The sequence below is a fragment of the Flavobacterium endophyticum genome (assembly GCF_003634455.1).
GTDB lineage: Bacteria > Bacteroidota > Bacteroidia > Flavobacteriales > Flavobacteriaceae > Flavobacterium > Flavobacterium endophyticum.
Genome location: NZ_RBLC01000004.1, coordinates 35856 through 58146, shown reverse-complemented (window position 1 = coordinate 58146; position 22291 = coordinate 35856). Strand labels below are relative to the sequence as shown.

The 22291-nt window shown below is 35.8% G+C and carries 24 protein-coding genes, 1 tRNA gene and 1 riboswitch; of the genes, 7 read left to right on the top strand and 18 right to left on the bottom strand.

What is annotated here, in order from left to right:
- Positions 1-61 precede the first annotated feature (61 nt).
- Positions 62-460, top strand: a complete 399-nt coding sequence (locus CLV94_RS13375; RefSeq protein WP_121377006.1) for a glyoxalase — start codon at positions 62-64, stop codon at positions 458-460.
- Positions 461-498: 38 nt separating this feature from the next.
- On the opposite strand, the gene CLV94_RS13370 is transcribed toward CLV94_RS13375, so the two are convergent.
- The 16 genes from CLV94_RS13370 to CLV94_RS13295 form a co-directional block, all read right to left on the bottom strand.
- Positions 499-1299 carry an META domain-containing protein gene (locus tag CLV94_RS13370; RefSeq protein ID WP_121377005.1) on the bottom strand — a complete coding sequence of 267 codons (801 nt, stop codon included), beginning with the start codon at positions 1297-1299 and terminating at the stop codon, positions 499-501.
- 4 nt (positions 1300-1303) lie between these two features.
- Entirely contained in the window at positions 1304-1726 is a 423-nt protein-coding gene (locus tag CLV94_RS13365; RefSeq protein ID WP_121377004.1) for an META domain-containing protein, read from the bottom strand.
- Positions 1727-1822: 96 nt separating this feature from the next.
- A complete protein-coding gene (locus CLV94_RS13360) occupies positions 1823-3850 on the bottom strand; it encodes a hypothetical protein (RefSeq protein WP_121377003.1) in 2028 nt (675 codons plus the stop codon).
- Between the two features lie 129 nt (positions 3851-3979).
- Positions 3980-4726: a 3-oxoacyl-[acyl-carrier-protein] reductase gene (fabG, locus tag CLV94_RS13355; protein ID WP_121377002.1), complete on the bottom strand. Its 747-nt coding sequence runs from the start codon at positions 4724-4726 to the stop codon at positions 3980-3982.
- A 74-nt stretch (positions 4727-4800) separates the two neighbouring features.
- Positions 4801-6120, bottom strand: coding sequence for a Na+/H+ antiporter NhaC family protein (locus CLV94_RS13350; protein WP_317125122.1), 1320 nt, complete (start codon positions 6118-6120; stop codon positions 4801-4803).
- Positions 6121-6179: 59 nt separating this feature from the next.
- Positions 6180-6276, bottom strand: a riboswitch (SAM-I-IV-variant riboswitch).
- Between the two features lie 152 nt (positions 6277-6428).
- Positions 6429-7307: a pirin family protein gene (locus tag CLV94_RS13345; RefSeq protein ID WP_121377000.1), complete on the bottom strand. Its 879-nt coding sequence runs from the start codon at positions 7305-7307 to the stop codon at positions 6429-6431.
- 35 nt (positions 7308-7342) lie between these two features.
- On the bottom strand, positions 7343-7882 hold the full coding sequence (locus CLV94_RS13340) for a hypothetical protein (protein ID WP_147406630.1): 540 nt from the start codon (positions 7880-7882) through the stop codon (positions 7343-7345).
- 66 nt (positions 7883-7948) lie between these two features.
- Positions 7949-8434 (bottom strand): DNA-deoxyinosine glycosylase, encoded by a 486-nt coding sequence (locus tag CLV94_RS13335; RefSeq protein WP_121376998.1) that lies wholly within the window; start codon positions 8432-8434, stop codon positions 7949-7951.
- Positions 8435-8552: 118 nt separating this feature from the next.
- A complete protein-coding gene (gene sucD / locus CLV94_RS13330; protein ID WP_121376997.1) occupies positions 8553-9425 on the bottom strand; it encodes a succinate--CoA ligase subunit alpha in 873 nt (290 codons plus the stop codon).
- A gap of 96 nt (positions 9426-9521) precedes the next feature.
- Positions 9522-9884, bottom strand: a complete 363-nt coding sequence (locus tag CLV94_RS13325; RefSeq protein WP_121376996.1) for a nuclear transport factor 2 family protein — start codon at positions 9882-9884, stop codon at positions 9522-9524.
- A complete protein-coding gene (locus tag CLV94_RS13320) occupies positions 9884-10816 on the bottom strand; it encodes a UDP-3-O-(3-hydroxymyristoyl)glucosamine N-acyltransferase (protein WP_121376995.1) in 933 nt (310 codons plus the stop codon). The genes CLV94_RS13325 and CLV94_RS13320 overlap by 1 nt, the downstream gene beginning before the upstream one ends.
- Before the next feature lie 81 nt (positions 10817-10897).
- The gene (gene efp, locus CLV94_RS13315) at positions 10898-11464 is read right to left on the bottom strand and encodes an elongation factor P (RefSeq protein ID WP_121376994.1); all 567 of its coding nucleotides are present in this window, start codon (positions 11462-11464) and stop codon (positions 10898-10900) included.
- 48 nt (positions 11465-11512) lie between these two features.
- Entirely contained in the window at positions 11513-12298 is a 786-nt protein-coding gene (gene lpxA / locus CLV94_RS13310) for an acyl-ACP--UDP-N-acetylglucosamine O-acyltransferase (RefSeq protein ID WP_121376993.1), read from the bottom strand.
- 10 nt (positions 12299-12308) lie between these two features.
- Entirely contained in the window at positions 12309-13697 is a 1389-nt protein-coding gene (locus CLV94_RS13305) for a bifunctional UDP-3-O-[3-hydroxymyristoyl] N-acetylglucosamine deacetylase/3-hydroxyacyl-ACP dehydratase (RefSeq protein WP_121376992.1), read from the bottom strand.
- Complete coding sequence (gene lpxD / locus CLV94_RS13300; protein ID WP_121376991.1) at positions 13690-14733, bottom strand: UDP-3-O-(3-hydroxymyristoyl)glucosamine N-acyltransferase; 1044 nt, start codon at positions 14731-14733, stop codon at positions 13690-13692. The genes CLV94_RS13305 and lpxD overlap by 8 nt, the downstream gene beginning before the upstream one ends.
- Before the next feature lie 30 nt (positions 14734-14763).
- Positions 14764-16002 carry an HD domain-containing protein gene (locus CLV94_RS13295; RefSeq protein WP_121376990.1) on the bottom strand — a complete coding sequence of 413 codons (1239 nt, stop codon included), beginning with the start codon at positions 16000-16002 and terminating at the stop codon, positions 14764-14766.
- A gap of 176 nt (positions 16003-16178) precedes the next feature.
- On the opposite strand from CLV94_RS13295, the gene CLV94_RS13290 reads away from it, so the two are divergent.
- The gene (locus CLV94_RS13290; RefSeq protein WP_121376989.1) at positions 16179-16499 is read left to right on the top strand and encodes a hypothetical protein; all 321 of its coding nucleotides are present in this window, start codon (positions 16179-16181) and stop codon (positions 16497-16499) included.
- A 412-nt stretch (positions 16500-16911) separates the two neighbouring features.
- Here CLV94_RS13290 and CLV94_RS13285 read toward each other — a convergent pair whose 3' ends face one another.
- On the bottom strand, positions 16912-17163 hold the full coding sequence (locus tag CLV94_RS13285; protein ID WP_121376988.1) for a hypothetical protein: 252 nt from the start codon (positions 17161-17163) through the stop codon (positions 16912-16914).
- Positions 17164-17468: 305 nt separating this feature from the next.
- On the opposite strand from CLV94_RS13285, the gene porX reads away from it, so the two are divergent.
- The 5 genes from porX to CLV94_RS13260 all read left to right on the top strand — a co-directional run bounded on the left by porX (position 17469) and on the right by CLV94_RS13260 (position 21306).
- Positions 17469-19022, top strand: coding sequence for a T9SS response regulator signal transducer PorX (porX, locus tag CLV94_RS13280; RefSeq protein ID WP_121376987.1), 1554 nt, complete (start codon positions 17469-17471; stop codon positions 19020-19022).
- An 11-nt stretch (positions 19023-19033) separates the two neighbouring features.
- Complete coding sequence (gene tsaE / locus CLV94_RS13275; RefSeq protein WP_121376986.1) at positions 19034-19441, top strand: tRNA (adenosine(37)-N6)-threonylcarbamoyltransferase complex ATPase subunit type 1 TsaE; 408 nt, start codon at positions 19034-19036, stop codon at positions 19439-19441.
- A gap of 120 nt (positions 19442-19561) precedes the next feature.
- Positions 19562-20755, top strand: coding sequence for an alanine dehydrogenase (locus tag CLV94_RS13270; protein WP_121376985.1), 1194 nt, complete (start codon positions 19562-19564; stop codon positions 20753-20755).
- A gap of 29 nt (positions 20756-20784) precedes the next feature.
- Positions 20785-21171, top strand: a complete 387-nt coding sequence (locus CLV94_RS13265; RefSeq protein ID WP_121376984.1) for a DUF4258 domain-containing protein — start codon at positions 20785-20787, stop codon at positions 21169-21171.
- 60 nt (positions 21172-21231) lie between these two features.
- Positions 21232-21306 (top strand) — tRNA-Val (locus CLV94_RS13260).
- Positions 21307-21369: 63 nt separating this feature from the next.
- On the opposite strand, the gene CLV94_RS13255 is transcribed toward CLV94_RS13260, so the two are convergent.
- Positions 21370-22260, bottom strand: a complete 891-nt coding sequence (locus tag CLV94_RS13255) for a winged helix-turn-helix domain-containing protein (RefSeq protein ID WP_121376983.1) — start codon at positions 22258-22260, stop codon at positions 21370-21372.
- Positions 22261-22291: the final 31 nt, after the last annotated feature.

Below are 22291 nucleotides of genomic sequence, written 5' to 3'. Positions count from 1 at the left end.
TAAATATTTTAAAACCGCTGTAGCAATACGGCGGTTTTTTTTTATCTTTAAAAGAAAAACCATGGAAAATAGAGACGCTTTCATTTCTGAATTCAGAGGTGAAACTTTAGGAACAGTCACAAGTCAGTCTTCATCAGATGAAATTTTTCAAAACCAGGTCTTACGCCCCATCTTAAAACTGCAGAATGATCTTTTCATCGACGTTTTTAGAAATTACATATCAAAGTACAAAAATGATTTTTATGCCTATTCTGTCGAAAAGAAATTAGCCTATATCGAAAACTCGATCCAAAAAGATATCAAGTTCAGGAATTCGCTAAAAGGAATCGTCATAGGATTGTTTACAATTGCCGAATACAACGAATACATAAAGAACTCCTCTTCTCTCAACAAAAGAATGATGAACATGCTGATTGAAAGGCTGAAAAATCAAGTACAGCTTTTTGAAATGCAAGAATAAAAAAAGAGGCAAATGCCTCTTTTTGTTTGTATAGAATATTATTCTTTTTTTCGAAATATAGCCTTTGTTCCTTCCGGATTGAAAAGATAAAGCTTGTTGTCTTTAATCTCGTAACGCGTCGTGCTCTGCAAAGCTTTCACAAGCAGTTTTTCTTTATCATAGTTGGGACACATCATTTCAGTTGTAAAAATATCAGAAAAGCGTAATATTTCTTTTTCATAAAACAACTTCCCTCCCATCCTATTACAGCCGGCAAAACCTGTAAATTTAGCCTCGCTTGTATTTATTTCTACATTGGGAAGCTCTTTCTCAAAATCTTTAGCATCAATTGTTTTGCCCTCTAATTCTTCTAAAACCCAAGTGCCCTGCAATTTTTGATCAACAACATAATTGCCGCAGCCTTCTAAAAGCTTGAAATCTTTATCGCTTCCTCTTTTTAAAGACGCTTTTACTTTGTAAGCATATTGATTATTAGACATGCCATCAGAACAAGCACCGTGCTGGATCGTGAATTTTAAATGAATACTGTCGGATTTTGCTTCATAAGAAATAACATTAGCATCCATCGCCTTATTAGGCTTGCCGTAAGCTAGCGTAAAATTCTTTTCCGTTTCCGGAGTTGTAAAACGAATAGAATCATCTGAAATTTCGATTCCCCAGAAAGGTTCCGTTCCTGTGGCTTTGAAAAAAATACCGCCTGTTTTTTTAATCGAAACTGCTGTATCCTTCACTGTGGAAAGAGAATCTACGCCAGAAACCTCTTTTTCAGCTGATTTCGGCTTGCAGTTGATACATAGAAAATACAAAGCCGTTAACGCAATTATAAACTGTTTTTTCATCTAACTATTTTTTCTTGAAACAAAGTACTTTACTACCGTTCCCGTCATATAAATTAAGCTTATCTCCTTGCAATTTAAACTTTTGTACAGAATTGAACAATGTCATAAACTTACCTTCTCCAGCTCCTTGACAAGCCATTTTTGTCTGTGCAATAGGTCCAAAAGTAATTTTATCTTCATTAATAGTATAGCTTCCTGACATAGAATTACATCCTGAATTTCCTGAGATACGGCTTTCTGCCTTATCAAAGTTGAGTGCCGGAATTTTAGCGAATTCTCCAGGATCAATTGATTCTCCGTTCATTTGTTCCAATTCCCAGCCACCGGTAGAAAGTTCGGCAACGGCTTCCGCTCCTTTTTTACAGCTACAAGATTGTAATCCCACTAAAATTATAGCACAGATTACATTTAAAAACTTAGTTTTCATAATTTGTTTTTATTTGGTTGAAGCATAAATTTAGTCATTTCAGCCAAAAAAACATATGAAATTGAGAAGATTTTGTAATAATTAAAGAGCAAATTATTACAGTAGTCCGTGGTATTTCCTGATAAACCATTCAGCAGCTAAAGTAATTGCTATAAAAATCAGTAGCCATATCCAATCCACTAAAGGTGTTTTTTTGACAATTGCCTTTTGCACAGCTTTGTAATCTTCGTTTTGGACTAGCGATTTTATGAGCTCATCAACTTGATTGGGATGAAACACTTTGCCCTGTGTCTGCGAAGCTAATTGTGTCAGCTTGCTCAAGTCGGGATTTACGAATTGCTTCTCAATATCAAAATCAAGAACTTCAAAGAAGCCATTATAAGTATTTTTTGACTTGGCCTCTACAACTTTAAAGCTATACTCTCCTGCAGATAGCCCGTCGAGATTGACTTTATAGGAATTATTACTTTTAAGTAGGTCGTAATTCTTCGTTTGTTTTGTTTTTTTATTCGTAAGCGAAATCGTGAGTCTTGCGTTTTCATCAAACTCATAGTTTTTGTTGAAATATTGTGCGGTAATCTCAATTGCTTCGCCAGAGTTATAAAAGCTTTCATGGTTGACAACAAGTGATTTTCTCGCATTGTTAGATGCTAAAAATTGAATCGTCTTGTCGATAAACACATCAAATTTTTCATACGATTGGTTGTCAATATGGCTTTGCAGTCTCCATTTCCAGATATTTTCTCCAAGAAGAAAAGCATTTCTCTTCCCTTGATTTTCAGAATAAGCTAGCAAAGGCATATTGGTATTAACATTTCGGATTCGGGAAGAAAGCAATACATCTATATTTCCTTTTACCGCTAGATTACCGAAAGCATTTTGCAGCGGAGGAAGATTTTCAAAACCGATATTATCAATCGCAAATAGATTAAACTGAGAACTAAAATCTGATAAATAATCTTCTTTTTGATTACTCATCTTGAACTGTATTATATCTTGTTGCTGATTTAAAAAATTAAAATCGGTATTGGTTCCGGTAACAATCCAAGTATTCATATTGGCTGTTTTATTGGCTTCAAAAACAGATTTAAATTCTCCGGTAGGCTGGTATAAAATCAAAACATTATAATCTTGTAATGAATTGATTTTATTCGGATTGACTATAGTTACTTTACGTTGAAGATTAGTTTCTATGGCTCTTTTTAACGCACCAATATCTGGGTGATTAATTGTGGAAACGATTGCAACTTCTGACTTTTGATCAATAACTTCAACTGCAAAATTTTTGATATTATTATATGTATTTTTTTCAGCTTCTTTAGATGTCAGAGAAGCTTTAAAAACTTGTACTCCTACTTTATCGGCCGGAAGTAAAAGATTGAGCACGGTTGCTTTTTTAGAAGAAGAAAAAGAAACACTTTGCTTGCTCAGGACAGAATTTCCTTGAGATATGCTAAAATCAGCAGTAATATTTTTGTTTCCAGAATATTGAAGAAATACTTCTACTGGGAATTTATTTTTATGGAATGCATATTTATTGACATTCAGCTGATTGATTTTTAAATCTAAAAAAGTAGTCGTATCTCCAAGAACTACTGGGAATACTTTGTTGTTAGGATTGAAGCTGTAAACGTAATCGTTACCCGAGGTTTGGTTTCCGTCTGTTAAGATTATGGTTGGAAAAGCAGTGTTTTTGTTGATGCTTTTGAGATTCTTTGCAACTTCATCCAGATTGGTCTGCGTTCCTTTAAAACTGAAATTATCTGAAAGCTCAAATTCGTTAGAAAATTGATACGACTGGACTTCGAATTTATCTTGTAGCTCCTTACTTGAAATTAGCTTTTTATAAACTTCCAAGGCAGTTTCGTTAGCTTTCAGCTCTGCAATAGAACTTGAATTATCGACAACAATTGGCAAAGGTGTTTTTGCTATCTCAAAAGTATTGGTTGTAATTTTTGGATTTATCAGAAGTAATAAAATTCCAAAGATGGAAAAGAAGCGCAAAAAAGCCAACAACAGATTTGTTCTTGATTTGTTTTTGGCCCTGAAATAGTATTGAAAAAACGACAGACCTCCTGCTATTAGTACTGAAAGTAAGATTAATAGGATTGTGTTTGTTGTCATTTTTTAGATTACAAGGTTTAGAAAAAATTGAAATGCTCTATTTTGAAATTAACGAAGAGACATCCCTTAAAAAAATTAGGAATTACGCATATCAAAATTCGTAATTCCTAATTTAAAATTCATAATTGACTATGTCAGCATTCCTCCGTCAACGTTCATCACTTGTCCTGTCACATAAGCACTCATGTCAGAAGCTAAGAAAAGGCAAGCATTTGCAACGTCTTCAGTTGTTCCGCCACGTTTCAACGGAATAGCATCTCTCCATCCTTGAACAACATCTTCATTCAGTTTTCCTGTCATTTCTGTTTCAATGAATCCTGGTGCGATAGCATTGCAACGGATATTTCTGGAACCCAATTCTAAAGCTACAGATTTCGTGAATCCGATAACTCCAGCTTTTGATGCGGCATAGTTTGTTTGTCCTGCGTTTCCTTTAACTCCAACAACAGAACTCATGTTTATGATGGAACCAGCACGGTTTTTTAGCATTGTTTTTTGAACTGCTTTCGTCATGTTGAAAACAGATTTCAGGTTTACTTCGATTACTTTGTCGAAATCTTCTTCAGAAATACGCATCAAAAGGTTGTCTTTTGTAATTCCGGCATTGTTGATCAAGATATCGATGTTTCCAAAAGTTGCGATAACATCGTCAACTAATTTTTGCGCTTCGTTGAAATCAGCAGCATTTGACTGGTAGCCTTTTGCTTTCACGCCAAGTGCAATCAATTCGTCTTCAAGAACTTTTGCAGCTTCTGCAGATGAACTGTATGTAAATGCTACGTTTGCTCCGTGTTTTGCAAAAACTTCGGCAATTCCTCTACCAATTCCTCGGCTAGCGCCTGTAATAATCGCTGTTTTTCCTTCTAATAATTTCATTCTATTTTAATTTAGTTTGCTCTTGTTAGGTTGACAAATATAAGAATTCAATTGCAATGACGTAAGGTATCTCTTTAAACTTTCAGGAATTTATTAATCCTTTTATCCCAAGTAGTGCTATAAATTGCGATTATCGTAAATAGCAGCAAAATGTAAATGTACCATGCATTTGAAATTAGTTCGATTACATTTAATTTTCCTTTTGCAAAGTTTAAAATAAGCAAGACTTGTGCTCCATAGGGAAGGATTCCTTGGACAATACAACAGAAAATATCTAGGATTGCGGCAGTCTTTTTTGGACTTAATTTATATTCGTCATTAATTTCTTTGGCTACAGCTCCCGTAATTACTATAGAAACGGTGTTGTTTGCTATAGCTAAATTAGTAATGCTAACTAAAGCTCCGATTCCCATTTGGGCTGATTTCTTGCTTTTAATCTTAGATTTGATTTTTCGTAATACGTAATCGATACCGCCCGCTTTTTCGACCAGAGCCGCAAGACCTCCTGTTAACATTGAGAAGAGAAAAATGTCTGTCATGCTGAGAAAACCTTCGTAGATTTTTTGCGTAAAGTCCAAAAGAGTAAAATCGTTTCCTGCAAAGCCTATAACTCCAGCAACTAAGATTCCAATCAGCAATGTAGTGAAGACGTTTACACCAGTGACTGAGAGGACAATCACAAGAATGTAAGGCAGAATGGCAATCAATTCGTAGTTTTCTTTTTGCATAGCAACTGAATTTACCTCAGTATTCAATCCCAAATAAAACAGCAAAACAATAGTGATAATTGAAGCGGGTAAAGCAATAAAGAGATTGACTTTAAACTTGTCCCGCATTTCGCAGCCTAACGACTGTGTAGCTGCGATTGTCGTATCAGAAATAATAGAAAGATTGTCGCCAAGCATAGAACCTCCTAATAAAGATCCTGCAATTAATGGCATCGAGGCACCGCTTTTATCTGCCAAACTGATTGCGATGGGTCCTAAAGCAACGATTGAACCAACAGATGTCCCTGTCGCAGTTGATAGAAAGGAAGCGATGAGAAATATCCCTAGGGGGAAATATTCTGTATCGATATTATTGATTCCTAAATTCACGACTGCATCTACGGCTCCCATGGCTTGCGTGACTGCAGCAAAAGCTCCAGAAAACAGATAAATGAGACACATTGTAATGATTTGGCTATTGCCACAACCCTGAATTAAAGTATCTATTTTTTGTTCTGTGGAATGTTTGAAAATTATAAATGCAACAATAATTCCAAGTGTGACAGCCACTGGCGAAGGCAAAGCATAAAAATCATTTAGGACAATTCCTGCTCCGAGGAAAGTAAAAATAAATACAAAAAAAGGTAATAAGGCAAAGGCAGAACCTTGAATTTTGAGATGTTTCATCATCGATAGCTTAAAAATTAATAAAGCTCACGACGATAAGCAAACCGAAAAGAAAGTGTGATGACAACATTTTTTCCAAAGGATTTGGCTTATCGTTTTAGCACCTTGCTTGTTGTTGCAGGTTGCTATCTCTTTATGAGATTCGTGATAACGGAGGCAAAGATAAAGCTTAAAATAAATTATATTCAAGAAGATATTTATTTTTATCAATTTAAAGCAAGAAACATATTAAAAATGAAGGTCTTATAAAAATAAAGCCTCTTGATTGAATTATCAATCAAGAGGCTTTTAAATTATTGTAAATTTATTTATTGAGCTTCAGGCATCATGACATAACTATCATCTCCTTTAACTTTTGGAAAGCTCTTTTTCCTCCATCGTTCTTTTGCTTCTTCTAATTTTTCGTTGCTGGAAGAAACAAAATTCCAGTAAATAAAACGCTCTTCTGGAAGCTGTTGGCCACCAAATAGAATAATATGTGTATTTGGCAGTAGCGTCATTGAACAAGCATCATCTAATTTTGACACGAGCATATTACCTTTTTCTACATGATGTTCACAGGCTTGAATGGCACCTTCAACAACACAAATACCGATTTCACCAAACAATTGACCTTCAGTATGTAGCAAGTATTCATCTTGAGTTTTTATTTCAACCATAAACAATTCAGAATGTACCGGAACTGGCGATTCTTTTCCATAGCCTTTTCCAGCTACTAAAGTAAATTCGGCTGTTTCGTCTTTCCAGCGCGGCAAATCATTTCTGTCAAAATGATGGAACTCAGGCTCCATATCTTCTTTATCTTTTGGCAGCGCCACCCAGATCTGATAACCATGCATCATATATTCGGAACCATGTCGTAGTTCTTCTGGAGTTCTTTCTGTATGTGTCACTCCATTTCCTGCAATCATCCAGTTGACAGAGCCTGGAGCGATTTTTTGTTCTGTTCCAATACTGTCTTTGTGCATGACTTCTCCTTCTAGCAAAAAAGTTAGAGTTGCCAAACCAATGTGCGGATGCTGTCCGACATCCATATAATGCTCGGGTCCCATTTTTGTAGGCCCCATATGGTCAATGAAAATAAACGGCCCTACCATTCTTTTTTTACGAAAAGGCAATAATCTTCCGACTAAAAAATCTCCGATATCGCGTGGTCTTTCTTCTATAATTAAATCTATGTTTGACATTTTTTTTATTATTATGGGTTATAGTTTCTAGAAATTTAATTTCTCCATTGGAATTCATCTTTCGCCTTTTTCTCAATACCCTCTAGCAAGTATTTTTCTTCAAAATTTATTTTTTCAGATTTAGCTTTCTTGAATTCCTCATATAATTTATAGAGTATAAAATAATTCCAGTTAAATAATTTATTCACTACAAACTTTTTATTATCATGCGATTTAATGACTAAATAATAATAGCAACTAACTCTAGTATATTTTTTTCTTATAAATATATCTAAATTTTTAATTTCAATTTCTGTAATCCAATTTTTATTGTATTGCTGTCCTAAAACACTAATTTTGTTAGCATCAATCTGAATTTCATAAATATAGGTTACTGATCTGTGAATTGATACCAATAGGGTGATAAAAAGATAGATTATTCCTAAAGCTAAAAATAATTTTATCATGTCATACTTAGAAAAAAACATTATAACAACACAAACAATAATACTAAAACTTACCAATTGTAAAGTAAGTGAAAAGCGCTGGTAGAAACTCAGTCTTTCGGTTGCAAAGGTGTTAATTTTGTCAGTCACAAATTAATTTTTAAACTTCTAATAGATTACAAATTTAATTAAAAAAGATTTTTTTCGGAAAATGAGCTAATTCAAGGCTTCCATGATTTCTTCCCACTCTTCTAATTTCTGCAGAAAGCTTTTAGAAGCATTAGCACCGCTTGGCGAAGGAAGAATTGTGTATTGTATGTCTTTTCTTCTTCCTACATATTTATCATAGAAGTTAGAAGCATTTTTGCTGGAGAAAAAGACATGTTTGATACTTGGATATTTTTTATAGAAGCTTTCAAAATCGTTCGCTTTTTCGTTCTTGATGTTACTATCAAGGCTTCCGGTTCTTTCGCAGTAGGCCAAAACATCCCAAAGCGCAATGTCGTTTTCTTCTAATAATTGTTTCTTTTCAGTATACGTTGCTGGCAAAGGTTGGTCAAATAATGTAAAAAGTAATTTCCAAAAACTGTTTCCTTTATTTCCATAATATTCTTGCAATTCCAAAGATTTTTCGCCTGGCATTGTTCCGAGAATTAAGATTTTAGAATTTTGATTTACTAATGGCGGAAAGGCTTTTTTCATCTTTTAAATTTATGAAAAAAATCAAACATTGTAAAATATTAAAAAAGAGAAACAAAATTCCAATAAATAAAAAAGCCCTGCAGTTTTTGCAAGGCTTTTTATATCGTTTTACGGAAAATTATCCCATAATTTCTTTTACTTTTTTACCAATTTCTGCCGGAGAGTCAACAACGTGGATTCCGTTTTCTCTCATGATGCGTTTTTTAGCTTCCGCTGTATCGTCAGCACCACCAACAATAGCACCAGCATGGCCCATTGTTCTTCCTTTCGGAGCAGTTTCACCAGCGATAAAACCAACAACTGGTTTTCTGTTACCGTCAGCTTTTACCCATTTAGCAGCATCCGCTTCTAATTGCCCTCCGATTTCACCAATCATGATGATACATTCTGTTTCTGGATCGTTCATCAATAATTCAACAGCTTCTTTTGTAGTAGTTCCGATGATTGGATCTCCTCCGATACCGATTGCTGTAGTAATTCCCAAACCTTGTTTTACTACTTGGTCAGCTGCTTCATATGTTAAAGTTCCTGATTTAGAAACGATACCAACGTTACCTTTTTTGAAGACGAAGCCTGGCATGATACCTACTTTAGCTTCACCTGGAGTGATTACACCTGGGCAGTTTGGTCCGATTAGACGACATTCTTTATTTTGAATATAAGCGTAAGCCTTGATCATATCTGCAACAGGAATTCCTTCTGTAATCGTGATGATAACTTTGATTCCTGCATCAGCAGCTTCCATAATTGCGTCAGCAGCAAAGGCTGGCGGTACGAAAATAATTGTTGTGTCAGCTCCAGCTTGGTCAACAGCATCTTTAACTGTGTTGAAAACCGGACGATCTAAATGTGTCGTTCCTCCTTTTCCTGGAGTTACTCCACCTACAACGTTTGTTCCGTATTCAATCATTTGAGAAGCGTGAAAAGTTCCTTCGCTTCCTGTAAAACCTTGAACAATTATTTTAGAATCTTTATTGACTAAAACGCTCATAATATATTTTTTAAATTTATTTTTTGAAATGGTGATGCAAAAGTAAGGTTTTGAAGCCTAATGGGAAAGTTTTTAGGCTGAAAATATTTAATGAAATCAAGACAATTGGCTCATCTGGAATCCTCTGTAGAGTTTGTTGTCTTTTATTTCCCAGATTACCATAAAATGGGCTAAAAGCATTTCTTCTCTTGGATTTTCAAATGTCTTTACATAGTGAGAATATCGGACAGAAACGAGGTTTCCTTCTTCTAAGATATGGCTGATCCTAATTTTTGATCTTATGTAAGCGACGCGAAGTTCTGCTGACAAAGCCAGAATTTCAGATCGGTTCATCTGCAAGAAGCCTTTCGAACTATTCCAATCTAAAATAACTTCAGGATGCAATGAAGATTCCATGATATTTTCATCTAAAAGTGCATCTGACTTATAAAAATTCTGTACGATTTCCTTTGCTGTCATTATTGTTTCAATTTATTGAGAATTTCTGGTATTTTCTTGACGTTGGCGAACTGCTTCAGTTTTTCACGAGCTTCATCGATAGGAGTTCCGAAATAGACCTTATCTCCTTCTATTGATTTTGTAACTCCGCTTTGGGCCATGACAACAGCTTTTTCTCCAATGGTAATGCTGCTTATTACGCCTACTTGTCCCCATAAAGTTACTTCATCCATAATCTTTACACAACCCGCTATTCCTGTCTGTGCTGCGATAAGACATCTTTTTCCTATTACCGTATCGTGCCCTACATGTACCTGATTGTCTATTTTTGTTCCTTCTCCGATAGTGGTATCGCCAGTAACTCCTTTGTCAATTGTACAAAGTGCTCCAATTCCGACATTATCTTCGATAACAACTCTTCCGCCAGAAAGCAATTGATCAAATCCTTCTGGGCGTTTTTTATAATAGAATGCATCGGCTCCCAAAGTAGTTCCAGCATGAATAATCACGTTATCGCCTATTACTGTATGGTCGTAAATAGAAACATTGGAATGGATGATGCAATTTTTGCCAATCTTGACATGGTTTCCAATAAAACAATTAGGTTGAATATAGGTTCCTTCGCCAATAGTAGCACTCAAAGAGATGGAAGTATTTATAGCTCTAAACGGCCTAAAATGCCTTGTAAGTGTATTAAAATCCCTGAACGGATCATCGGAAATCAACAATGCTTTTCCTTCTGGACATTCTACTTCTTTATTGATCAAGATAATAGTAGCCGCAGATTGTAATGCTTTGTCGTAATATTTTGGATGATCGACAAAGACAATATCTCCAGGTTCCACGACATGAATTTCGTTCATCCCATGAACCTCAAAATTTGGATCGCCAATATATTTGCTGTCGATAATTTCGGCAACTTCTTGTAACGTTTGTATTTTAGGGAATTTCATATTGGTCGTCTCATTAGAAATTATAGCAATAAGAAAATGAGATAACTATCAAGCTATCTCATTTCCAAATATACCAATTAATTATTCTTTTACGCGCTCCATATAGGCTCCTGTAGCCGTATCTATTTTAATTTTGTCACCTTCGTTGATAAACAAAGGAACGTTTACAGATGCTCCAGTTTCTACAGTTGCAGGTTTTGTTGCATTAGTAGCCGTATTTCCTTTAACGCCTGGCTCCGCATAGGTCACTTCCAAAATGATTGAAGCCGGCATATCTACAGAAAGCGGCAAGTCAGTTTCAGTATTAATCTGAATCATTACGTTAGTACCTTCTTTTAATAAGTCTGGAGCGTCCAAGACATTTTTATTCAAAGAAATTTGTTCGAAAGATTCAGCATTCATAAAGTGAAATTCATCTCCTTCAGCATATAAAAATTGGAACGTATGAGTTTCAACACGAATAGTATCAATTTTATGTCCCGCAGAAAAAGTATTATCCAAAACTTTACCTGAAGTCAAGCTTTTTAATTTTGTTCTGACGAAAGCTGGTCCTTTTCCAGGCTTTACGTGAAGGAATTCAATAATTTTATAAATATCGTGGTTGAATTTGATACACAATCCGTTTCTGATGTCTGCAGTACTTGCCATTTTGTTTGTTTGTTATTTCGTTTTTTGTAAAATTTTTATTCTTGGGAACTAATAAATCCCTGTATATCCTTTCATTACTCCTCTTGATGAATTTCTGATAAACAGAATAATTTCATCTCTTTCTGGAGTTGCTTCCATTTCAGCCTCAATAATTCCCAAAGCTTGGGTTGTATTGTAATTTTTCTGGTATAAAATTCTGTAAATCTCTTGAATTTCTCTGATTTTTTCTGTTGAAAAGCCTCTTCTTCTCAGACCTACTGAATTGATTCCTACATAAGAAAGCGGTTCTTTTGCGGCTTTAGTATAAGGAGGTACGTCTTTTCTAACCAAAGATCCGCCAGAAATCATAGCATGGTCTCCAATATTGATGAATTGGTGCACCGCCGCCAGACCTCCAATAATTGCATAATTACCAACGGTGACGTGACCTGCCAATGCTACACCGTTAACGATAATTGCATTGTCGCCGATATGACAGTCGTGAGCAATATGTGCAGTGGCCATGACCAAACAATTTTTGCCAATCACAGTCTGTCCAGAAGCAATTGTGCCTCTATTAATGGTAACGCATTCTCTTATTGTTGAATTGTCGCCGATAATAGCTAGTGAATCTTCACCTCCAAATTTTAAGTCTTGCGGTACTGCAGAAATTACGGCACCTGGAAATATATTACAGTTCTTCCCTATTCTAGCGCCTTCCATGATTGTAACATTAGAACCAATCCAGGTTCCGTCGCCAATTACTACATTATTATGGATTGTAGTGAACGGCTCTATTACAACATTTTTAGCGATTTTTGCGCCAGGGTGAACGTATGCTAATGGTTGATTCATAAATTTCTTTTTAGTTAATTTTTGCGATTTGCGCCATTAGCTCGGCTTCTGCTACTAACTTTCCGTTAGAATAAGCATTGGCTTGCATGTGGCAGATTCCTCTTCTGATCGGAGAAATCAAATCGCATTTGAAAATCAGGGTATCTCCAGGCAATACTTTGTGCTTGAATTTTACGTTGTCGATTTTCATAAAATAAGTTAGGTAGTTTTCAGGATCTGGAACAGAACTCAATATCAAGATTCCTCCTGATTGAGCCATAGCTTCAACTATGATAACACCTGGCATTACAGGCGCTCCAGGGAAATGCCCTACGAAGAAGCTTTCGTTCATTGTCACGTTTTTAAGTCCTACAACGTGCGTGTCAGACATTTCGATAATCCTGTCGATGAACAAGAATGGCGGCCTGTGAGGCAAAATACTCATGATTTTATGAATGTCCATCAGAGGCTCTTGGTTCAAGTCGAAAACAGGAACTTGATTTCTTTGTTCTATCTTGATAATTTTAGACATTTTTTTAGCGAATTGCGTGTTTACAAAATGTCCAGGCTTGTTTGCAATAATTTTCCCTTTAATGCGCGTTCCGATTAAAGCCAAATCACCAACAACGTCAAGCAATTTGTGACGGGCAGCTTCATTAGGATAATGCAAAGTCAGGTTGTCTAAAATTCCGTTTGGTTTTACAGATATCTTTTCTTTTCCAAAAGCCACTTTTAGGTTTTCCATAGTGCTTTCAGAAATTTCTTTATCGACATAAACGATGGCATTGTTTAAATCGCCGCCTTTAATCAGTCCGTTTTCTAATAAAGCTTCAAGTTCGTGCAAGAAACTGAACGTTCTAGCATCCGCAATTTCTGTCTTGAAATCGGCAATGCTTTTCATAGTAGCATTTTGCGTACCTAAAACTTTGGTGCCGAAATCTACCATTGCAGTGACTTGATAATCGTCTGAAGGCATTACCAAAATTTCACTTCCGGTAGCTTCGTCAGTATAAGAAATAACTTCTTTTACGACATATACGTTACGTTCTGCGTCTTGTTCTTCGATTCCTGCTTTTTCGATAGCTTCAACAAAAAACTTAGAAGAACCGTCCATAATCGGCGGTTCAGAAGCATCCAATTCAATGATAACGTTATCAATATCACAGCCAATGAACGCTGCCAAGACATGCTCAGAAGTTTGAATTTTTACTCCTTTTTTTTCTAAATTAGTGCCTCGCTGTGTATTTACTACGTAATTGGCATCTGCTTCAATAATAGGCTGTCCTTCTAAATCTACTCTTACGAATGTAAAACCATTGTTAATTGGAGCAGGCTTAAAAGTCATTTTTACATCTTTCCCAGTATGCAATCCCACACCTGTTAGCGAGATTTCATTCTTGATGGTTTTCTGTTTAACCATTGTTTATGCTATTTTCGTTTGTTATTTGTTTTTTTAATGCTTCTATATCGGATACAATTTTTGGCAAGTTTTTGAAATGGACATACGATTTATTAAAATCGGAATATCCGAAGCTCGGGCTTCCTTGGATTACTTCTCCTTCTTTGATGTTTTTTCCAATTCCAGATTGCGCTTGGATTCTTACACCATCCCCTATTACCAAATGCCCTGCAATACCAACCTGTCCGCCTATTTGGCAGCCTTTTCCTATTTTAGTTGAACCGGCAACACCTGTTTGGGCGGCAATAACCGTATTTTCACCAATTTCGACATTATGAGCAATTTGTATCTGGTTATCCAGCTTTACGCCTTTTCGGATTACGGTAGATCCTAAAGTCGCTCTGTCTATGGTTGTGCATGATCCAATATCGACATTGTCTTCGATGACAACATTCCCGATTTGAGGCACTTTGCTATATATTCCTTCTTCATTCGGAACAAAGCCAAATCCGTCAGAACCGATGATAGAACCTGAATGAATCGTACAATTCTTACCGATTACAGTTTCGGAATATATTCTTGCTCCTGCAAAAATAATAGTATTGTCACCTATAGATACATTATCGCCGATAAAACTATTAGGATAAATCTTTACGTTTTCGCCAATAGTCACATTTTTTCCAAGGTAACAAAAACTTCCCAAATAAAGGTTTTCACCGTAGGTTACATTTTCGGAAACTACAGAAGGCTGTTCAATACCTGACTTCATCAGCTTTACCTGATTATAGTATTCTAATAGTTTGGAAAATGATTTATAGGCATCTTCTACCTTGATAAGTGTAGTTGTAATTTCTGACTCAGGAATAAATGTAGTGTTTACAATCGTAATCGTTGCTTGAGTCGTATAAATATAATTAAGGTATTTAGGGTTGGCCAAAAATGTCAAGGAACCTTCTGAACCTTCTTCGATTTTTGACAGCTTGTAAACCTCCGCATTGGGATTCCCCACTACTTCACCCTCTAAAATGCCTGCTATTTGTTCTGCTGTGAATTTCATCTTGACAAAAATATAAAAATTTGATTTTATTTATGAATTTTCCGCAAGTACTTTTGGAAAACAAATAAAATATTTGGTTACAGGCTTCGAGAGCGCCTTTAAATTTAGCTGGTCTGAAGCTTCTACGACATCTTCAATCGTCTTGTCTTTCTTTAATATTTTGATAGGCTCTACATCTTTGTTATAGGCTTGGTTCTTGATTTTTCCTTTGAATATAAAATAAGAAGCTTCTTGCTGTGAAATTCGATAAAAGTTAGCCAATTTTGACTTTAATTCTTCTACATCTTCTGGCGTATATTTTTCGCTGTTGAGCTTGATTTTTAGCAAGTCACGGTTGATAATCATTTTACTTAGAGCACTCAATATAAAATCGTTGTGGTGCTGCCATGCTTTTAATGCTGAAATAATATCTGAATCGTCTAATTGCGAGAATTTTTCTAAAACAGCATCGTCAAAATCATCTAATTCAACCTTATGTTGCATAAAATACAACAATGGTTCACTGCCTGACAAAATTGTTCCTTTCTGAGCTAGTTCTTTTGCTCTCTTTAGCACCCTAACGAGCATATTTTCGGCAACAAGGCTTGTCTTATGCAAATAGGCCTGCCAATACATTAGCCTTCTTGCCATAAGGAATTTTTCGACCGAGTAGATTCCTTTTTCTTCAATTACCAAAACATCGTCAACCACGTTCATCATCTGAATCAGACGATCGGAATTGATATTTCCTTCAGCAACGCCTGAATAAAAGCTATCTCTTTTCAAATAATCCATCCTATCCATGTCCAATTGGCTTGAAATCAGTTGCAGCATGAATTTCCTATGATATTCGCCTTTAAAAACTTGTATGGCCAAAGTAAGCTGTCCACCAAATTCTTCATTTAGCTTGTTCATAAAGAGCATGGATATGGCCTCATGGTTAACATTTTCTACGATACTATGCTCCATAGCATGAGAAAAAGGCCCATGTCCAATATCATGCAACAAGATGGCAACGTACAAAGCTCTTTCTTCTTCATTGGAAATAAGGACCCCTTTATATCGAAGCACTTCCACTGCCTTTTGCATAATGTGCATGCAACCCAAAGCATGGTGAAAACGAGTATGGTGCGCACCTGGATATACCAAATAGGACAATCCCATCTGCGAGATTCTACGCAACCTTTGAAAATAAGGATGCTGAATCAAATCATATAAAAGCGTATCCGGGATAGTTATAAATCCATAAATAGGATCATTAAATATCTTTAATTTATTGGTATGGCTCACTGTTGTTAAAATTGGAGTACAAATATAAGCAAGTTAGGCAGTTTTCAACTAAAATCCTATAATTAACACTATTTAGGATAGGCAGTTAAATTGCAGTTAATTGAAATGCAAAAGAGTTAAGAATACATTTTTATGACGTAACTTTAAATATACAAAAAAGCTAAAAAAAAGAAATCATGAAAAAGTTATTAATAACCGCTGCCTTTTTTGCAAGCATTGGATTTGCTTCAGCACAAGTTGACAAAGTCGATGACCAACAGCCAGATCAGGACCAAATACAGCAACAACCACCAAGAAATACTCAGTCGGAAGTAGAAAGAGCTGCTCGGATTGATGCTGAAAAGAAGAAAAATGATGATGCCATAGAAGCTGAAAAGAAATCGAAAGATAAAGGACAGTCAAAAAATTACACGAAAGTGAATCCCGACAAATTGTCGCCTGTGAGAAAAGACAGCACTACTGGCGTACAACCTGTTAAAAAACCAAGAAATAAATAGCTTTCTATTTAGAGTATTGAAGAAAAAGGTCTCCTAGTAGTTCAGGAGACCTTTTTTAATGCTAAAAATTGTATAAAAAAATTTTATTTAAATATAAAATAACAAGCTTTATGATTTTATAACTTGGAAGAAACAAAAACAAAATCTTATGAAAAATTCAATGAAACTCATTTCTTCCTTGCTATTATTGTCATGGGCATTTATAGCAAGCTGCAGCAATTGTGACGATGGCAGTGCAAGTGACAGCAACCAACAAAAAAATAATGTCGTAAGTGATAGCACTTACGTCAAGTAAAAAGAGAAGGCTCACATAAATAGTGAGCCTCTTTTTTATAGTTTCAATTATAGCACAAGAAATAATACTATCAGATCTGATACTTAGCATATCTTACATTCTTAGATTCGCTTTGGCTTATCTATCTGGAGTATTTTCAGTAATTACTCTAGCTTCCGGTGTTCTCAAAGAGGATCTGGTAAAAGAATGGGGCCTATAATCTACATGATCTTCTTCTAGGGATTTTTCAAACATTACCTTTGCTTTTTGATTGAATTCTTCAGATTCAAGATACTTCAGATTTTGCATATTGTTGAAGGCAACGGTAGAATTTCCACCAAACCATTCTACATCCCATTCCTCAATTGTTTTTTTGCTGTTCGTGTCCATGATTGCTGAGATTTAAGTTAATAAAGTAAATTATCCTCTCAAATTTACAAAAAAAACCAATAACTACAAATTAAAATACTAGATTTAAATGAATTATAATCATTTTTACATGCTAGAAAATATCAATCTAGCGCTTTACTGTTTTAAAAGTTGAAAATACAGCAATATTTTTTGTTTTATCCTCAATAATTCTTTGAAAATATCGTTGTCCATTTAGCACGTTTATTTTACATAAATTTTAAGATATTCGAATGACAAAAGTGTTAAATTGCGACATAATAGCTAAGATAACTACACCCTAAAATATGGACAAAATAAAGATACTCTGGGTTGATGACGAAATTGATCTGCTCAAGCCACACATATTATTTCTTGAGAAAAAAAACTACGATGTAACCACATGCAATAACGGACGCGATGCCATCGATATCTTTGAAGAAGGCAATTTTGACATCGTTTTCCTAGATGAAAACATGCCTGGAATGAGCGGTTTGGAAACGCTTTCGGAAATGAAAGAAAAAAAATCTGCTACTCCTGTAATCATGATTACGAAAAGTGAGGAAGAATATATCATGGAAGAGGCCATCGGATCAAAAATTGCAGATTATTTGATCAAGCCCGTAAATCCTAACCAAATTCTTTTGAGCCTTAAAAAGAACCTAGACAATACTAGGTTGGTTTCTGAAAAAACTACGCTCGATTACCAAAAAGAATTCCGAAAAATTTCTATGGAATTATCGATGGTTAATTCTTATGAAGACTGGATAGAACTCTACCAAAAATTACTTTATTGGGAATTGGAGCTTGAAAATATTGACGACCAAAGCATGTTTGAGATTTTAGAATCCCAAAAAGTCGAAGCAAATTCACAATTTGGAAAATTCATCGAGCGCAACTACGAAGATTGGTTCTTGCCAAAAGCTGATAAACCTGTGCAGTCGCATACGCTTTTCAAAGAACTCGTCCTTCCTGAATTGAAGAAAAAGGACCGCCCTATCCTATTCGTCGTAATCGACAATTTGCGATACGATCAATGGAAGGCTTTTGAAAGCGTGGTTAGCAATCATTACAAATTAGAAAAAGAAACGCCGTTTTTCTCCATACTTCCTACAGCAACACAGTATGCTAGAAATGCTATCTTTTCTGGATTGACGCCATTGGAAATGGAGAAGAAATACCCACAATATTGGAAAAATGATGTAGAAGACGGCGGAAAAAATTTATACGAAGCCGAATTCCTGACAGAACAATTGCGTCGCCTTGGAATGAATATCAAGCAGGATTACTTTAAGATTACGAATTTTGCTGGCGGCAAAAAACTTGTTGATAATTTCAAGACTTTAAAAAATAACGACTTGGTAACAGTTGTTTATAATTTCGTTGACATGCTTTCCCATGCCAAAACAGAAATGGATGTAGTTAAAGAATTGGCTTCCAATGATAAAGCGTACCGTTCTCTTACCTTGAGCTGGTTTAAAAATTCACCGCTTTTAGAAATCATCCAGCAAGCACAACAGATGGGCTTTCGTCTCATCTTGACAACCGATCACGGAACAATTAACGTAAAAAATCCGTCAAAAGTTATTGGCGACAGAAATACCAGCCTAAACCTTCGCTACAAGACAGGAAGAAGCTTGACCTATGAAGACAAGGACGTATACGCTGTAAAAGATCCGAAAAGTATCCAGCTGCCTGCTATAAATATGAGCAGTTCTTATATTTTTGCAAAAAATGATTACTTTTTGGCCTACGTCAACAATTACAATCATTATGTCAGCTATTACCGAAACACCTACCAGCATGGCGGAATTTCCCTCGAAGAAATGATTATTCCGTTTTTGGTGTTCAACCCAAAATAGATTTTAAATAAATGGAAATACAATTCACGCTTGAAGAAATCCATCAAGCAGCTCAAAAAATACTGTCTCAAAAATTACATAAAGTTGTATTGTTTCACGGCGATATGGGCGCCGGAAAAACAACTATGATTAAGGCGCTTTCTAAAGCATTGGGAGTTTCGAATGCGACTTCCAGCCCTACTTTTTCATTAGTAAACGAATACGAAACTGATAAAGGTGAAATTGTCTATCATTTTGACGTATACCGACTTAATAACGAAAGCGAAGCTTATGACATGGGGATTGACGAATATCTCTATTCTGGCGAATGGTGCTTTATTGAATGGGCTGAAAAGATTCCGAGTCTTATTCCATCAGAACATTCGACCGTTACTATAAAAGTCGGAAAAGACGGAAAGAGAAAGCTTACCTTAAAATAGAATTATTGCTAGCCCTGCTTGCGTTTCGTGCCTTAGCAGGGTTATTAATTTTTATAGCATTGAGTTCTTGCAACTTCACAACTTTTTCTTAACTTAGACCTTTAATTCACAGCAGGAAATATGTCATTCACACCCTTTACAAAACAACAGTTGATGCCTCAAGAGGAAAAACTGGAAGTTGCACGCAAAAAAAGCGACCTGTTTATTGGAATACCTAAAGAATCTTCCTATCAGGAACGTCGAATTTGCCTGACACCGGATGCTGTGAATTCCTTAACTTCCCATGGACATCGCATCTTAATCGAAGCTGGCGCAGGCGAAAGCTCAAGCTATACCGACCAAGAATATAGCGATGCTGGTGCTGAAATTACTCAAGACACAAAAAAAGTATTCAAATGCCCGATGGTGTTAAAAGTCGAGCCTTTGACGATTGCAGAAATCGAAATGATGAATAGCAATTCACTTGTCATTTCGGCCCTACAGATAAAAACCCGAAAAAAAGAATACTTTGAAGCCCTGGCCAAAAAGAAAATCACAGCCCTTGCTTTTGAATTTATAAAAGATGACGATGGCTCCTATCCTGCTGTAAAATCGCTAAGTGAAATAGCAGGGACAGGTTCTATCTTGATTGCAGCAGAATTGATGATTAACAATCAATTCGGAAAAGGCTTGTTGTTTGGCAATATTACAGGAGTACCTCCCACCGAAGTCGTAATTATTGGCGCTGGAACCGTAGCAGAATTTGCAACGCGAACCGCCATCGGATTAGGTGCCAACGTAAAGGTTTTTGACAATTCCATCACAAAATTGCGAAGATTACAAAACAACTTGAATCAAAGAATCTTCACTTCCACCATACAGCCCAAGTCACTACTAAAAGCGCTACGTAGATGTGATGTCGCCATCGGAGCCATGAGAGGAAAAGACCGATGCCCAGTCGTTGTAACAGAAACCATGGTAGAACACATGAAAAAAGGAGCCGTAATTGTCGACGTCAGTATCGATACGGGCGGATGTTTCGAAACTTCTGAAGTTACTACGCATGAAAAGCCTACTTTTATCAAAAATAATGTAATCCACTACTGTGTACCAAATATTCCTTCAAGGTACTCAAAAACTGCTTCGCTTTCTATTAGCAATATCATTACGCCTTATTTATTACAAATTGCCGAAGATGGTGGTATAGAAAGTGCCATTCGCTGCAATAAAGGATTAAAAAACGGCGTATATTTATATCATGGCATTTTAACCAACAAAGCTATCGGAGATTGGTTTGATTTGCCAGGAAGCGACATCAATTTAATTGTTTTTTAATCTTATCTTTGCGCCAAAATTAAGATATAATGAAGTTTTCACAGCGCCTTGCCTATTATTTAGGAGGATTATTATTAGGAACCATAATCGTCGTTTATTTCCTTCAAGCAAAAGCCGAATCAAGAAATGTAAATTTCTGCTATTTCCCAAACTGCCGTGTTTTACAGGATTTGAGAAGCAAGCCGATGCATTATTCTCCAGAATCTGAAGCAATATTAAAAGAAAATTGGGTAACCTTACAAGACGTGAAGAATTGCATGCAATATGGCGATGTAGATTTTTCAATTAGCAATAAGCCCTTTGAGCACGGAAAAATTTATTTTATCAAAGGAAAAAACACTAAAGGTGAACCTATTACGGTTTCAATGGTCAATTACTCTGACAAAGTTATTTTAAAGGAGATAAAAAAAGATTAAAAAAAGCGACAGAAAACCTTGCAAATACAAATAGTTCGTGTATATTTGCACTCGCAATCAGGGCGATTAGCTCAGTTGGTTCAGAGCATCTGGTTTACACCCAGAGGGTCGGGGGTTCGAATCCCTCATCGCCCACAAAAAAGCCGAAACGAAAGTTTCGGCTTTTTTCATTTTGTAAAACTACTAAACAAACTTTTTTTAAGAGCTAATTTCAAGCCTATATCCTTTACCGCGTATAACAACAATTTTTATATTTGGATCAATTTCCAATTTTTTTCTAAGCTTTGATATGAACATATCCAGACTACGCCCCACAATAACACCATCATCTTCCCAGATTTCTTTTTGCAGTCGGCTTCTCTCTATGGTTTCATTGGGAGACAACGCAAAAATGAGCAATACACGAGTTTCAGTTCCAGTCAGATCTATTGTCTTTTCATTTATGAAGAGTTTCTTATTTTCCGCATCAAACAGCACCGAGCCTAAAGTGAACTTATTCGTGTGATGATTGTCACGCAAAACTCTTCGTGGTTTAACCGATTTAAAAAAAACAAAACCGACAAATGCTAAAAATGGCAGGCTGGCCAGAAGGTACCCATTCTTAGCTGTATTTATACCAGTTGGTTTGAATTTAATATTGATTATATAACATGCTCTGGGTTGACTTCTTCCCGTACAGGCTACAATCTCATCTTCCTTATTTTTTGATATAGCATACCCATAAGCTACACTGCCATTACTACAGTTCAGAACGTTAACAATATAATCACCTACGAGCGGAGCTTTGTCTAAAAAACGCCTAGTAGTATTCATTAGCGAGTCCGGTTGAAAAGTTAGATCATTCTCAAACGTAATCTGGTACTCATTTTCGGCGATCTTTTTTACAGGAAGTACTCTTGAAGTATTGTCTCCCGATTGTAAAAGTAACTCATGTCCGATTTTACGGAGCAAAACTTCTCTTTTGGCTATATCAAAATCGTTACTATCCTCCGTACTGAAAGCCACGCAGATTACTGAGACAAACAAAAGTAATATCAATCCGAATAGGTATTTGCGTTTTCCAAAGAGGTGATTTCGACTATGATGCATAGTGTCAAGTTTTTATTTACAAAGTTTACAA